Raw genomic sequence first — 13284 nt, 5'->3', positions numbered from 1 at the left:
TTCTGACAAGCTTATGTGAAAGGAATAGCTCATTAATCTTTATCTCATTTTTTGAGTTTCAGCTCGCAAAAACCCCAAATTTATGCAAAGAAATCCTATTCACTAACTATTGTTTATAGTGTTGCCATTAGGTTCTTATGTTAAAGACATTTTTTAGAGAATGTATAAATAATTGAATGAGTCAAAAAACTTGGAAGGAAATTAGACCTCAATGATTGTTTCTTTGTTAGTGAACAAAAAAAGCTTTATTTTTTCTGCTCTAACCTTACAAAAAGGTATTCTCTCTCCCCCTTCCTCTATGTTGGCTGATTGAAAGTATGGAGATACCCTATAAAAAATCACTATTAGAATGTAACATTTTGAGGAATGTGAAAAATCCCATATACAAATAATAAGGCGCATACTCGTTTAAATTGGAGGGAGCGTTTTTATGAAAAGATTATTATTGATGGGATTTATGTTGTTATTTTCGCTAAACATGCTAGTTGAACCAAGTAGTGCTCGTGCTGAAACACAAGAACATCGTGTTAGTCAATCTCAGATAAAGTTTGAAAATGAATTCAGAAGACTTTGGATGGATCATGTACTGTGGACAAGCAATTATATTACAAGTGCAACAACAGCAGGATCAGAAGACCAAAAACAAGTGTTGACAAGGTTATTAAAAAATCAAGAAGATATCGGGAATGCTGTGAAGCCGATATACGGAGAAAAAGCTGGGAATAAACTTACGGATTTGCTCAAGGAACATATTGTGATTGCTGGCAAGATTGTAGATGCGGCTAAAACGGGAAAGAAAGCCTTGGTGAATCAATTAAACCAAGAATGGTATAGAAATGCTGATGATATAGCAGCGTTCCTTAGCCAGGCCAACCCTTATTTAAAAAATGAAGATTTGAAAAAATTACTGTATATGCATCTAAAATTAGTGACAAATGATTTATCTGCAAGCTTAGAAAGAGATTGGGAGGCGAGAATCGTTGCAATTGATGAAGGAGTATCACATATTATCTTAATGGCAGATACTATATCTGCGGGAGTTGTGAAGCAGTTTCCAAAGAAATTTAATAAATAATTTTAATAGGTAAACGTAGATATTCTGCATAAAGCATCATAACCAAAGGTTTAGTAAATTTAAACGCTGGGTATTATTAAATCAAGACGATGTGTTAAGAGTACCGCCCGTGCATAGGTGCATAGGGTGTGTCCTTCTCTATCCTATAAAAAATGGCGCCTCCAACGGCGTCATTTTTTATTTGGAAACAAGTTTATTGATTCTAGTACGAAGGTTGTATTTATATGAAAAAGGTATATAGATTTCTATCTAATCGAATGTATTTTTACACCACTATTCAAAAATTTTTGAGTGAACTTCCCTTTCTTTTGGACAGACAGCTCCCATTATGCTCTCGTATCTAATTGAGGTTCATATTTATGAATGCAATGCCCTTAATGATTGGGTGAACAGTGGCTAATACTCGACTTCTATCATTTCCATGTTTATTTGAAGTTTTTGCACGAGAACCTCACTATGATGTTATAGTCATACACTTGTTACATTTTAATGGAATGAGTGATGATAAAGAAAGTTAAAAAGATCAAATTAATTTAAGTTTAAGATGTCTCCATTGGGATAATATATAAATAAGCTAGATTTAATGATAATCTGGTTTATTTTCTACATTTTAGGAGGCAACAAAAAATGGAACATGGTAAAGTGAAATGGTTTAATGCTGACAAAGGTTTTGGATTTATTGAGCGCGAAGGTGGAGAAGATGTATTTGTTCACTTCTCAGCTATTCAAGGTGAAGGCTTTAAATCCTTGGATGAAGGGCAAGAAGTGACTTTTGATATCGAAGAGGGACAACGTGGACCACAAGCGACAAACGTAAATAAAGCATAAGAAACCATACTAAAAAACAGACTCTATTTTCAGAGTCTGTTTTTACTTAAAAAGATTTTTATATCAACACTTATTCATCAATAATTATAGTTCGTGTTTTTTTACATAATGACTTTTTAAAATTGTCACTAATTCATTCCATACTCTTCTATTTACTATTTCTCCATCACTAAATATTTTCTCACTCATAGCTCTTATCCTTTTTTGCGCCTGTGTATATTACTTACAAAATAATAAGCGTATTAAGAAATCTGCTGTTTTTGTGTATATGAATTTTTTCATAAAATTGATATCTTGGGCATAATACAGGATAACACTTGGTAGAGGGGGGATTGTGTGAGACTGAAGGATGGAAACTTTTATACAGATAGTAGAACGAATAAGGTATATAGATTAAATGAAGATAACAAAGGAAGTTGGTACCTGAGTTCTCATGATGATGAAGATAATAATCAGATGTCAAGAACTTCAGGGCGTAACATGATGAAAATGTTAAAGAGTTTTTATAACAAAGTGAACGATAGTTGAAAATTTACAGCTCTGGAAAACAGCATAAAAATATAAAGCTAGCTTAACACAGTTAGCTTTATTTCTAATTTATAGAGCTAGTTATCATAATGTTTTTTAGGGATTAAGCAACGATACTAACAAAAAATTTTTAGCCTTGCCATTGGGAATCACCTATTATTTAATTTCGGTTGCAGAAGCCTTGTTGTCCCTATCCGACGCCATGATACCATTTCTATATTGTTTTTTGAAAAATCATCTATAATTGATATTGTTTTAATCTCATATTGAGATATATAATAAAAACAAGAAAAAGAAAACGCTTTCTACATTTAAATACATTGTTACTTCTCAAACTATAAGGAGGATTTAAAATGAGCCAAGTGGAAAGAAATTCTAAAGTGCAGAAATTAGTTGAGTATCAAAAATTCAATGAAGAAGAAGTTTCGAAGATGACAGATCCGCAGGTTGAATATTATCACTGGCTCTATTTTGATGATTCCGCTTATGATTATATGTAACTCACTATAAAATAAGAAAAAAGCACAAAAACGTTCGTTTCCAACGGGTTTGTGCTTTTTTCATTTCTTTAATTATAGGATTACTCGTTTTTAAGACCATTTCCTGTGACAACAAAGTGAGAGCTGTCTTCCTTCTGTTTGAAAAGTCTCGAGAACTCGCTGTATTCATCGTCTTCTGACGTATCTGGAAACACCTCTAATAAATAACCTTGAGATAAAAAAATCTTTAGCCCTCCTACTTCGTCCGAGTCAACTCTTTCTACAATCGTGTGTTCGTTTATATCTTTTATAAAAAATGCAATTCGTTCATCAAATCGATTATTTCCTTGGATATCCCATTCAAAGTGCTCATTTTCATTCTCCAATCCTGTTCTTGGAGAATAGAAATCCCCTGACCCTACTACAATTTTATTACCTTTGGCAATACGCCAAGAACATTGAATATGTAAAGCATATTCAGCTGCCTCTTCCGTTCTCCCCCTTTTGAATACATAATCCAATTACCAATGCTTATTCTTTTACATGTAAATAATGTCTACTCTGCTGTTTTCTAGACGAACGCTAGGAAACGATTTTAGCAACAGTAAATAAGTGTAGCTTGATGCTTCAGCTTTGCTTGTTTATTAAGCCCGTTTTTAAATAATTAATACCAAAAGCTCTTAATTGTTTAAAAATAGTATTTAGTTACTCCGATCATTAGCATTAAATGTATCTTGTTTAACGTTTAATGTATGGTCACTGATTTCAACTGTTTCGTCATTTATCCATTTAACCGTGGCTGTTTCCTGAGGATAGTTCCGATAGATGTTTTTTCTTTTATAGTATATATAAGTTATAAGACTACTCGTTATTGTACTCCTCTAGGTCTTTCCATTTTGCAAACTTGTTTCTAAAATACCTAGATATTTCTTCGTCCTTGCTCAGAAGTAAAATTAAAGATGAGTCCCAAAAAACTAATTCTATAATTGCTTTAGGGTGCTGAATTATTGGTGCTTCAATCCAAAAATCTGGATTACCATCAGCATAAGGCTCTTCTTTAAGCACATCTAAATTTATAATTTCTTTCTTATCAAAGGCAGAGAAAACTCCCCATATAAAATAGATATCCTCTTTATTAGCAAGCTCCGTGAGCTTTTCACCTGTAATCCAGTATGTACTAGTGTTCGTTCTGTTGTTGTAAATTCTGTAGTCAGTAAAGTAATGAAGATACTTATCTGGAAAAGATCCATCTAAATCACTCAACAACCAATTGTACTTCTCATGGAGATTATTAAAAGAACTTACTATTTCCTTTAAATCATAAAAGCTCTCTAAGATAGTATTCATGCATGTTTCCTCCATATGTTTTACCATTTTCCTAAGTGATTTTTTTGTACACTATATACAAGAATAGTTAACATAACGCTCATTCAAATTCACTAGGACACCAAATAGCTATGTCACCGCCCGGAGTTGCAACTAAAAGCCAATCAACTCCTCCAAAAGGGTCTCCTAATTGCCAGCATTCGTAGGTAGGATCGTAGCCATTCACAAATAAAACTCTCCCCGATTCTAGAGAAATGATAAGATGAGGCGATACAGTATCTAGCTGAACGTTTACTACTTTTTGTCTCCTAATATCCCAAATATGCTTAAAATGTTGCTCCTCTGTATTAAAGGGCACTTCACCCTCTGATGATGGGTATGTATCACAGGCTTCAGGATATACAGTCCAATTTGTTTCGATGTTTAAAACAAAATCACCGTCATCTTTTCTATTATAATTAGTAAAATACAATAGAGTTGTAGAACTATTAATCCCAAATTTCAGGCCGTCTATTTGACTGCCAATAAGTAAGTGTTTCAGTACTCGTTCTGCAAATTTTTGGTCCTCTATTTTCACTGTGCTGGCTCCTTTAAAAGCATTTATGATTTATACTATATAAAAAGTGAGCTAAAAAACTCACTTTTACCTTTCTAGTTAACACTTGGTGCATTCATATTAAACATAGGGTAAATAAAAAAGCTCTGTATGAAAAAACCGTCTGTTTATTTCTGCTTTTTCCCTTCTCTTACTTCGCTGATTGTCTTTATAAATTCACCCTCAGTTACTCCTAGATAGGAGTCGGAGCGACGAACATACACAATCCTGAGGTTTCTGTAAGGCTCAGGTATTGGAAAGAGTTGTACTAACCCTTCCCGCTCATATCTTTCCGCTAATGACCGGGCTATAAGTGTCACACCAAGACCAGAAACTACTGTCCCCATAATCGTTTCAAGTGTAGCAAATTCCATGATTTTTGGTGATACTATTTGTTCGTCTTTTAACCACTGCTGTAGTCTTTCTCTATATTGGCAGCCTTCATTAAATAAAATGAATGGTAAGTGCAGCAACTCTTTGGCAGACTGAATCTGCTTCTTCCCTTTTTCATTTGCACTGCATACAAGTACAATTTCTTCATCAAAAGCTGGAATTTGATCAAGCGTTGACACATTTACTGGTTCTGCTACAAATGCCCCGTCTAACTGAAACTTAAGAACTTTCTCTATTAATTGTGTACTTACTCCTGACACTAGAGAAATATCCACATTTTTGTGCTTATTATGATAGGAAGAAATGATTTCAGGAAACCCTACTACCGTTTCAACTAATCCAATACATAATGATCCAACAAGGTTACGCTCATCTTGAAATGCTTTCTGTATTTCATCCATCAGCCGCATCATTTGTTCTCCATATGTTAAAAGTTTTCGACCTTCTACATTTAATGCCATTCCTCGTCTGTGACGATGAAACAATGGGTGTCCAATTTTTCGTTCAAGAGACCGAATACGTGCTGTTACATTTGGTTGGACATAGCCTAGCTTATCAGCGGCAAGGCTTACACTGCCGTATTCTGCTACAGCCATAAATATGCGTATATCTTCTACTTCCATAAACATCCTTCTTTCCACTTACATTGATTTAGGTATTAATAATAGTGATATCTATAATCATTTATCATTATTTTACAAGATATCAAGCTCTAGATAAAATAATGACATCCGAGTGCTATTGCAATTATTTAGTAGCAATTACGTAAAGTTCTTAAAATGAGGTGACTGAAAGGAGGAGATCTGATTGTTTTATTTACTATTGTTTCTTGCCATCATCTTGGAGGTAATCGCAGTATTTTTTCTTAATCTTACAAATGGATTCACAAACTTTGTTCCTACTGTTCTCGCCATACTATTTTATTGTTCTTCAATTGCTGCTTATATGCTACTTAACGCCAAAGGTGAAGTAGGAGTAGCAAGTGCTTTGTATGCAGGAGGAGCAACTGTACTTGTTGTTGTCACAGGTATTATCTTTTTTGATGAAACTATTTCTTTATCTAAAATTTTAGGAGTTTCTCTTATTATAATCGGTGCAGTTTCTCTTAACATTAAAGGGAGCTCTAAAGAAAGAAGGACAGCGTAATGGGATACGTATTTTTAACGATGGGCTTAGTTTTAGGCATTGCAGGCCAAATGTGTGTAAAACTATCTAAAGGCTTTAGACAAACTGTTCCCACGATAGGCGCATTTCTACTCTTCATTGCTTGTATTTATTTTATTTCTCTAACGACGCACTATTTTGAAATTGGAATCGTTTTTGCTATATGGGCAGGGCTGACGATTGTTAGTACAACGCTGTTAGGTATTTATATATTTGAGGAATCAAAAAACAAAAGAAAGATTATCTCGGTTACTCTTATTATTACAGGTGTTATTATACTGAAAGCTTTCTAATAAAAATAAGATAAATAAGGCCCTTACTTAACTTACAAGTAAGGGCACCATAGAAGGAGTTAAAAACAAGGAGGTATGGGTCATCGACCGTCCATTACTGTAGTTGGTTATTGGTAAATAGTAACAGTGTAATGGGTCATTGGATTATTGGTTTTATCACTTGCCATCACAATAGTACTTTGAGTACACTAAACATTCTCCTTCTATGCCTTGAAGGGAGTCTCACCTCTTCAAGGGTTAAAAATATTTATCTCCATCAAACTCTAACTCTATTTGATAGTTTTTAGCGTTAATTAAATTTGATAATCTATTTGCTTTTTTTTCAACCTCTAGCCCCCTTAGACGATATTCTTCAGGATCAAATGTAGCCACTTTAATAATGGATACCCCTTCTCCATAGTAGGGATATTCTTCTTTAGATGATGATCCAAACTCTTTGTATTTTCTTGCTTTAGCACGTAATTGAGTGGCATATTCAATCGCTTCTACAATTGTTAGTTTGTGTTCATTATAAGTAATATTATTTTGGATATTGGCCTGATACATTAATTTATCAAGTAGGCGCAAATCCTTTCGAATGTCCTCTAAATCCTGTTCAACATCAGATAGTGATCGAGCCTGAGGAGGAATCTTCTCCCCTTTTTCAATCTCTACAAATGCAACACGATCCATCTCTTCTTCTAATTCGTGTATTCGTTTTGATAATACACTTTTCAATTTCACAGCCTCTGCTAGGGAAATTTTAGACATAGATCAAAGCTCCTTTATTCATAAACTTAATTTTTACTATTTTATTGTTCTAATACCTTTTCATAATAAGGAGGTGTTGTACCACTTCCGCCATGCCCTGAGACACTGCTGCGATTTACTTTATAAGACATTACATAGTGTCCTTTTCGTTTCCCGTGGGTCCAGTTTTCCTCAAAGGTCACAAGGTATAACTCTTTATTTAACTTTTTAGCACGGGTGCTTCTTTGAACGTGATATCCCTCAAACGTTCCTTTCCACGTTCCCGCTTTATCAGGAAATAGATCAATATCCGTTCCTTCACCACTTGTCGCAAACTCTATGGCATCTTCTTTCGTAAATGGCGGAAGACTAGGTGATATTGCTTCTAGTATACTCCAACTGAGAAGTAAAAGAATAAGAGGTATAATTAGCAATACTTTTGTACTTTTTTCCCTGTCAATTCTTCTTTCTATCCACAAATCTATACATGCATATAACATAGCAGCTGCCATCCCGTAATAAGCCAAATATGTATCTTGAAAAAACAAGCCGTTAATTAAGCCTAATATGCCGTGGAAGAAGACAAATAGCCATCTCATGTTGGGAAGCCATTTCTTTCGAATAGCGTCCAGTATAACTGAGACAAAATTTCCGTATACAGCAATAACTGCCCCTACATAAAAAAGATATACAAGGAACCATCCTGCCATGTCATTTCCAGTATGATACGATAGTTCTTCTCCGTCAGTTAGCTATTGAACCAGACCTGTTATTGTCAAAAGGTAAGCTAAAATAAAGCTTGTAGAAAGAGTTGTTATCGTCTTTCTCAAAATCACATAATCTTTTTCGCTTTCCATAAAGGGTACCTTTTTCTACTTATTTCTATATATTTTATATTAAACCATATTTCTTCATATAAAGGTGACTTACAAACAAAAAATTGTGATTGATACTATTTATTTTAGTGGCTTTGTTATAGTAAGTCGTTAATCACAGAAGTACATATATTAAACTGATTTGTGTTAGACTGTTACAAGCTTAATACTTTGAAAAAGAAAGGCTGAAAAAACATGACACAAACGAATACAGCATTTCGTAATGCGCTTATCAAATCACTGCGAGGTGAAAGAGGCCATCTTCCGACGATTAACGCAATAACTGATATTAATATGGAGCTTGCTTCACATAAACAAGAAGAATTACCTTATTCTATTTATCAATTAGTGAAGCATATGAGCTATTGGCAAGACTTTTTACTTGCCCTTGCTAAAGGAGAAAACCCTGAAAGACCGAAAAGTGTAAGTGAAAGCTGGCCTGAACACCCTGCTCCGGTTGATGAGGAAGAATGGAAAAAGACAATCCAGCATTTTTGTGATGGAATTGACGAAGCTTGTCACTTAGCTGATACATTAGCAATCGAAGAACCTCTGGATACTTGGCCAAGTGAAACCCCAGGGGGATTACTGCGTAATATTGCTTCTCACAACAGCTATCATCTAGGTGAAATTGTCATTATGAGAAGGTTAAATGGAGCATGGCCACCGCCAACAGGAGGCTTTCCTGCTTAATAAAAACCGATTGATCCCCAATGATTGGCAGAAACAAAGCCCTAAGAATCGTCGATTAGACACTTTTAGGGCTTTGTTTTAGTTATGTGCTATTACCTTTTGTTTTATCTATAAATCAATTGATTACTGAATTCGATTTTCAGTACTCTAAAAATCTTTGTCTTCGTGCAATTAATTACCTATAAGAATAATATGTCAGACGAAGCAAGTCTTCTTTTGCATTTCTGACAATTGAAAGTGTGCAACATTGCAATGACCATGTAAACTTTCACTATGATGCTTTATAATTTGTTCCGTACTTAAACCTGTTGCGGCTCGCTGTTGAATGCCCACCTCATTGATAGTAGCTGTTTTGACTGCACTATCTATGTAGTGTTGCATCTAAATTCATGACAAGCTCAGTGAGCAACTTAACGAATGTTCTTTACCCCTTGGTCTTTTAACTAGTTCTCCTCCACAGTTAGGACAAATATACATCTCGTTTTCACTACATTTATCACAAAATGTACATTCATGTGTACAGATATAAGCAACAGAGCTATTATGGAGTTTCTTATTGCACTTTTCGCATGTATTTCTCATTTCTAAAGCCATTAAATCCCTCCTTTTGATATAATTAAATTGTATTCTATAAATTTCTATTTTTACATATGTTTCTTATTGTATTACTAAGTAATAACTTTAATATTAACGGAAAACCTATTATTTTAATTTATAATTTAAAGCGGGGTATGTTTTATGGATGAAATTGATAAAAATATATTACTACATCTACAAGAGAATGCTCGTTTGTCCGTTACACAGTTGGGAAAGCTGGTTGGTTTATCTACCCCTGCTGTTAATGAAAGAGTAAAAAAACTTGAAGAAAAAAATATAATAGATGGATATAGAGCAATAATTAATCCTGAAAATTTTAACAAACCTGTAACTGCTTTTATTTTATACAGCAATACAAACTGCAGACAATTTGTAGAATATTGCAAAGAACACCCTGAAGTTATCGAATGTCATCGTCTGGCAGGTCAATACAACTACTTAGTAAAAGTTTTAACTAATTCCGTTCAATCTCTTGAAACATTCATTGATGAATCTATGGCTTTTGGGCAGCCATCTACATTGATTAAACTTTCCTCACCAGTTGTTTATAAAGCCATAAAGTAGATTAATAATCTACTCTTTTTTATTACTGAATCTATTCAAGATAATTCTATTATAAGAAGAACATGTTCTGTTAATGGTCACCTTTTTAACTGACCAGCTAGCAAAATTAGAAGTGCATAGAATTTACAATTTCAGTTACCATACTGTCTGTTCTCGACAGGTATTTTTCTATACGTTCATATGTTACAATAGAGAAAGAACATAAATTAAAATTATATGGTCTCTTTGTACCCTAGGTTTCCTTATAATGGAAAGAGGTACTTTTATGAATATACTTGAAATAAAAAAGACGCTTTATACTCTGATTCAGTATGAGGATAGTGCTATTACTCATACCATTCCTCAAGTACTGGAACTGTCGTATTGTAAAACATCTAAGATTTTTCAAATCACTACACTTACGGATCAAAAAACCTTAAATTATAACGATTATGATATAGATAACGCTTCTGAAGCTTTATACAAGATCTTAAACTGAAGAAAGCGATTCAATGATTCTTCTATCTTTTATTTAACAAACGGGCGATTGCACAATATGTTATTTTAAACAAAAGAAACTCCTGGTATATGTTCAGGAGTTTCTTTTGTTTTTCTAATGTATACAAGATACAAATCTAATTTTAAAAAACCATTTAAAAATATTTAAAACAGCACGAAACCATAAAGACGATGCCACTATTTCTTTAATCAGAAACTTCCTCTGAAAGTAGCACTATCTAAAGATTTATATCATATGTATCTTTAAAAACGTAGAAGTTATTTTAGTTATTTTCATTTTACAGGTTATTTACTAGAAGTAATTCCCAAAAAATGAAGTGCGTTTTTTACAGTAGCCATTGTCCGGGTAGAATCTAAATTAATACCTAGCTGTACAGCAGAGCGAGATAATTCTGGCCTTAATCCTGTTAAGATACATTGCACTCCAAGTAGTGACATAACGCTATTAATTTTAAAAAGATGCTCCGTTACAATTGAATTCAATGTATAAATACCGGAAAAATCTATAATTAAACAATTTATATTTTGCGTCTGCACTTTTACTGGAACAGCCATTAAAAGTTGATTTGCTCTTTCCTCATCTATGGATCCTACTAAGGGAAGTACAGCGATTCCCTCTAAAAGAGGAACAAGGGTTGTAGACAGTTCATTTATTTGCTTTATTATTTCTTTTTGTCTTGTTTCACTCTCTTTTTTTACCGTAATATCTCTCACATAGGTTTGGATTACTTTTTTATCTCCCAGCAGCAAGGGATGACAATATAATTCAACATTAACAGTTGTCCCGTCCAATCTAAATATGGTTTCCTCAATAAGCTCTGCTGGACGTTCATAAGCAGATTGGATTCTTTTCCTTATTGCTGCTTTAGATGTTTCTTGAAATATATCTAAAGGACTGGCACCTATGATATCTTCCCTTTTTCCTCTAAAAAAATGTTCAGCTGCGTGGTTAACATATATAATCTTATGATTTGAATGAATAATGAGTGGATCTAACGCATATTCAATGACTTCTTGATAATCAATACCCGAAATGTTTTCATTCATAATTTTCACTCCTTAATATGAAGGTTAGACTACTATTTCAAATTTATCAAGGGTTCAATTGCTTGTTTAAGATCTTAAAAAACGATAATAAAGTTTCTTTTGAAGTTATAAATAAGAAATAGTAAGAAAATAAAAGATTAAAAGGTCGTCTGTCCTTTACAGAATACAAATAAAAACAGCCCTTCGAAATGAATTCAAGGGCCCTCTCTGCATTTATTTAAATCATACCTTCTCAAGGTTTAAATATGGTGTAAGGCTTATCAGGAACTGTAAGGTGAGAATGATTTACTTTCACTTCAAACTGAAATTCTTTTTGATGACGAAATATATTAATTCTTCTTTTAGATCATTTACAGAGTTTTATCTTTTCCTCTTTTGCCCTTTACCCTATTCTCATTTGAATGAATCGTTTGATCTCTGTTTCTTTTTCTTCTACTAAGAAAATAGATAATAAAACCTACTAAAACTAATAAAGTAATTAGAAGGATACTTGTAGGAAAGTATAACGTCCCTATGTGGATACCAAAAAATTGAATCATTATCCTTTCACCTCCATATGAGTAGTAAACGACTCTAGTAATATACTTTTCGTTCGGTATCTTTCCTATTCATGAACTCTTTGTACAGAAGAACAAATATTATATATAAAGCAACATGCTAGTATGATTTACTAATAGTTCTCGATCAGTTAGTGTCTTCGAAAGTTATTCCCAGGAAAAACCATTACATATCTTTTTTTGCAATAATGATTATACGTTCTTGTTTCATTTCCCCGACACACTGTTTAGCTTCTTCTTGGGTTAAACCTAACGAGGCCATTTTAGAATGAAGTTCATCTTCACGAGAAAATAACTTATTAACTGCGGATTCAAAAACTCCTTGTTCAGAAGCTCGATATTCTTTTGTATTTGTTGTATTTGTTAAATATTCCGAGCGCTCTTTATTATAGGTCAATAAATAAATTTCGTTTTTACTAAACCCGTTGGCAAAAAACTCTTCAATAAACTTATTTGCCTGACCACTATTTTCTGCTACTTTAATTTCCTTCACTATTTTCTCCTCCTCTATCCCCATAGAATATGTCGTTCTACTAATAGGTATATCCTTCAGCAGCCAATTAAAACCAATTTATTCGGATATGGGATAAAAGACTATAAAATATCATCTAAATATTGTATAAAGTGGGGTAAGTTATCTACTTCTAAGAGAATAAAATATAGACTTCTTTTCCTTTGTAGAAATATCAAAAGAGAACTTTTTATGTAACCTTAAAAAATTCCCCCTCTATTGTCAGAGGGGGAATTTTAGTTAACCTTTCGCTAAATCTAACGCTTTATCTGCCTTTTTTAAATCGTGATTTACTTGTTCTTCTACATCATAGGCGTGATACATTTCATTATCAATCATATATTGAGCAATCTTTTCATGAAGCTCGATGGTTTCATTTAATTGTTTTTTTAATACCTTTCGAACTTCCGGCGTCGCTGTTTCCGTAAGCGCTACAGCATATGTTCGTACACCACTCTTAGCTGATAATAATAAATCAGTCGCAATAGCAAGATCGTCTAACGTTTTAGTAAGAGTACTTTTAGTGGCCATT

Annotated in this window: 18 protein-coding genes; 7 read left to right on the top strand and 11 right to left on the bottom strand. The window is 33.5% G+C overall.

Features of this window, described 5'->3' with window-relative positions:
• Positions 1-430 precede the first annotated feature (430 nt).
• The 3 genes from AC0C45_RS11930 (at position 431) to AC0C45_RS11920 (ending at position 2931) form a co-directional block, all read left to right on the top strand.
• A complete protein-coding gene (locus AC0C45_RS11930; protein ID WP_047932965.1) occupies positions 431-1075 on the top strand; it encodes a hypothetical protein in 645 nt (214 codons plus the stop codon).
• A 627-nt stretch (positions 1076-1702) separates the two neighbouring features.
• Positions 1703-1903, top strand: a complete 201-nt coding sequence (locus AC0C45_RS11925; RefSeq protein ID WP_016766383.1) for a cold-shock protein — start codon at positions 1703-1705, stop codon at positions 1901-1903.
• 881 nt (positions 1904-2784) lie between these two features.
• Positions 2785-2931, top strand: a complete 147-nt coding sequence (locus AC0C45_RS11920) for a BH0509 family protein (RefSeq protein ID WP_013056404.1) — start codon at positions 2785-2787, stop codon at positions 2929-2931.
• 80 nt (positions 2932-3011) lie between these two features.
• Here AC0C45_RS11920 and AC0C45_RS11915 read toward each other — a convergent pair whose 3' ends face one another.
• From AC0C45_RS11915 to AC0C45_RS11895, 5 genes are all read right to left on the bottom strand, one after another.
• A complete protein-coding gene (locus tag AC0C45_RS11915) occupies positions 3012-3431 on the bottom strand; it encodes a hypothetical protein (RefSeq protein ID WP_047932963.1) in 420 nt (139 codons plus the stop codon).
• 180 nt (positions 3432-3611) lie between these two features.
• Positions 3612-3737, bottom strand: coding sequence for a DUF5412 family protein (locus AC0C45_RS11910; protein WP_165572901.1), 126 nt, complete (start codon positions 3735-3737; stop codon positions 3612-3614).
• Positions 3738-3771: 34 nt separating this feature from the next.
• The gene (locus AC0C45_RS11905; RefSeq protein WP_016766379.1) at positions 3772-4257 is read right to left on the bottom strand and encodes a hypothetical protein; all 486 of its coding nucleotides are present in this window, start codon (positions 4255-4257) and stop codon (positions 3772-3774) included.
• 79 nt (positions 4258-4336) lie between these two features.
• Positions 4337-4813 (bottom strand): hypothetical protein, encoded by a 477-nt coding sequence (locus tag AC0C45_RS11900; protein WP_034653081.1) that lies wholly within the window; start codon positions 4811-4813, stop codon positions 4337-4339.
• Between the two features lie 146 nt (positions 4814-4959).
• Positions 4960-5847: a LysR family transcriptional regulator gene (locus AC0C45_RS11895; protein WP_257063170.1), complete on the bottom strand. Its 888-nt coding sequence runs from the start codon at positions 5845-5847 to the stop codon at positions 4960-4962.
• A 184-nt stretch (positions 5848-6031) separates the two neighbouring features.
• Here AC0C45_RS11895 and AC0C45_RS11890 point away from each other — a divergent pair, with 184 nt between their 5' ends.
• Together AC0C45_RS11890 and AC0C45_RS11885 are read left to right on the top strand one after the other, a co-directional pair.
• Positions 6032-6370 carry a DMT family transporter gene (locus tag AC0C45_RS11890; protein ID WP_016766376.1) on the top strand — a complete coding sequence of 113 codons (339 nt, stop codon included), beginning with the start codon at positions 6032-6034 and terminating at the stop codon, positions 6368-6370.
• The gene (locus tag AC0C45_RS11885; protein ID WP_257063169.1) at positions 6370-6681 is read left to right on the top strand and encodes a DMT family transporter; all 312 of its coding nucleotides are present in this window, start codon (positions 6370-6372) and stop codon (positions 6679-6681) included. Before AC0C45_RS11890 ends, AC0C45_RS11885 begins: the two co-directional genes overlap by 1 nt.
• A 237-nt stretch (positions 6682-6918) precedes the next feature.
• Here AC0C45_RS11885 and AC0C45_RS11880 read toward each other — a convergent pair whose 3' ends face one another.
• Positions 6919-7431, bottom strand: coding sequence for a DIP1984 family protein (locus AC0C45_RS11880; RefSeq protein ID WP_016766374.1), 513 nt, complete (start codon positions 7429-7431; stop codon positions 6919-6921).
• Between the two features lie 41 nt (positions 7432-7472).
• Positions 7473-8120: a hypothetical protein gene (locus AC0C45_RS11875; RefSeq protein ID WP_257063167.1), complete on the bottom strand. Its 648-nt coding sequence runs from the start codon at positions 8118-8120 to the stop codon at positions 7473-7475.
• Positions 8121-8480: 360 nt separating this feature from the next.
• Here AC0C45_RS11875 and AC0C45_RS11870 point away from each other — a divergent pair, with 360 nt between their 5' ends.
• A complete protein-coding gene (locus AC0C45_RS11870) occupies positions 8481-8978 on the top strand; it encodes a DinB family protein (protein WP_257063166.1) in 498 nt (165 codons plus the stop codon).
• Positions 8979-9365: 387 nt separating this feature from the next.
• Here AC0C45_RS11870 and AC0C45_RS11865 read toward each other — a convergent pair whose 3' ends face one another.
• Entirely contained in the window at positions 9366-9572 is a 207-nt protein-coding gene (locus AC0C45_RS11865) for a DUF1272 domain-containing protein (protein WP_016766371.1), read from the bottom strand.
• A gap of 144 nt (positions 9573-9716) precedes the next feature.
• On the opposite strand from AC0C45_RS11865, the gene AC0C45_RS11860 reads away from it, so the two are divergent.
• Positions 9717-10139, top strand: coding sequence for an Lrp/AsnC family transcriptional regulator (locus tag AC0C45_RS11860; RefSeq protein ID WP_016766370.1), 423 nt, complete (start codon positions 9717-9719; stop codon positions 10137-10139).
• Positions 10140-10922: 783 nt separating this feature from the next.
• On the opposite strand, the gene AC0C45_RS11855 is transcribed toward AC0C45_RS11860, so the two are convergent.
• From AC0C45_RS11855 to AC0C45_RS11845, 3 genes are all read right to left on the bottom strand, one after another.
• Positions 10923-11684: a PAS domain S-box protein gene (locus tag AC0C45_RS11855; protein ID WP_043980783.1), complete on the bottom strand. Its 762-nt coding sequence runs from the start codon at positions 11682-11684 to the stop codon at positions 10923-10925.
• A 723-nt stretch (positions 11685-12407) separates the two neighbouring features.
• Positions 12408-12734, bottom strand: a complete 327-nt coding sequence (locus AC0C45_RS11850) for a YflT domain-containing protein (protein WP_016766366.1) — start codon at positions 12732-12734, stop codon at positions 12408-12410.
• Between the two features lie 258 nt (positions 12735-12992).
• Entirely contained in the window at positions 12993-13283 is a 291-nt protein-coding gene (locus AC0C45_RS11845) for a spore coat protein (protein WP_016766365.1), read from the bottom strand.
• Position 13284: the final 1 nt, after the last annotated feature.

It is taken from the genome of Priestia sp. VA7, from assembly GCF_055710015.1.
Note: the sequence above shows the minus strand (reverse complement) of the source record. Positions and strands in the feature narration are given on the sequence as shown.

Coding starts and splice junctions, on each gene's coding strand:
- AC0C45_RS11860 (WP_016766370.1), top strand. CDS start 9,717: ATGGATGAAATTGATAAAAATATATTACTACATCTACAAGAGAATGCT.
- AC0C45_RS11920 (WP_013056404.1), top strand. CDS start 2,785: ATGAGCCAAGTGGAAAGAAATTCTAAAGTGCAGAAATTAGTTGAGTAT.
- AC0C45_RS11855 (WP_043980783.1), bottom strand. CDS start 11,684: ATGAATGAAAACATTTCGGGTATTGATTATCAAGAAGTCATTGAATAT.
- AC0C45_RS11905 (WP_016766379.1), bottom strand. CDS start 4,257: ATGAATACTATCTTAGAGAGCTTTTATGATTTAAAGGAAATAGTAAGT.
- AC0C45_RS11845 (WP_016766365.1), bottom strand. CDS start 13,283: ATGGCCACTAAAAGTACTCTTACTAAAACGTTAGACGATCTTGCTATT.
- AC0C45_RS11870 (WP_257063166.1), top strand. CDS start 8,481: ATGACACAAACGAATACAGCATTTCGTAATGCGCTTATCAAATCACTG.
- AC0C45_RS11895 (WP_257063170.1), bottom strand. CDS start 5,847: ATGGAAGTAGAAGATATACGCATATTTATGGCTGTAGCAGAATACGGC.
- AC0C45_RS11865 (WP_016766371.1), bottom strand. CDS start 9,572: ATGGCTTTAGAAATGAGAAATACATGCGAAAAGTGCAATAAGAAACTC.
- AC0C45_RS11930 (WP_047932965.1), top strand. CDS start 431: ATGAAAAGATTATTATTGATGGGATTTATGTTGTTATTTTCGCTAAAC.
- AC0C45_RS11875 (WP_257063167.1), bottom strand. CDS start 8,120: ATGGCAGGATGGTTCCTTGTATATCTTTTTTATGTAGGGGCAGTTATT.
- AC0C45_RS11880 (WP_016766374.1), bottom strand. CDS start 7,431: ATGTCTAAAATTTCCCTAGCAGAGGCTGTGAAATTGAAAAGTGTATTA.
- AC0C45_RS11885 (WP_257063169.1), top strand. CDS start 6,370: ATGGGATACGTATTTTTAACGATGGGCTTAGTTTTAGGCATTGCAGGC.
- AC0C45_RS11925 (WP_016766383.1), top strand. CDS start 1,703: ATGGAACATGGTAAAGTGAAATGGTTTAATGCTGACAAAGGTTTTGGA.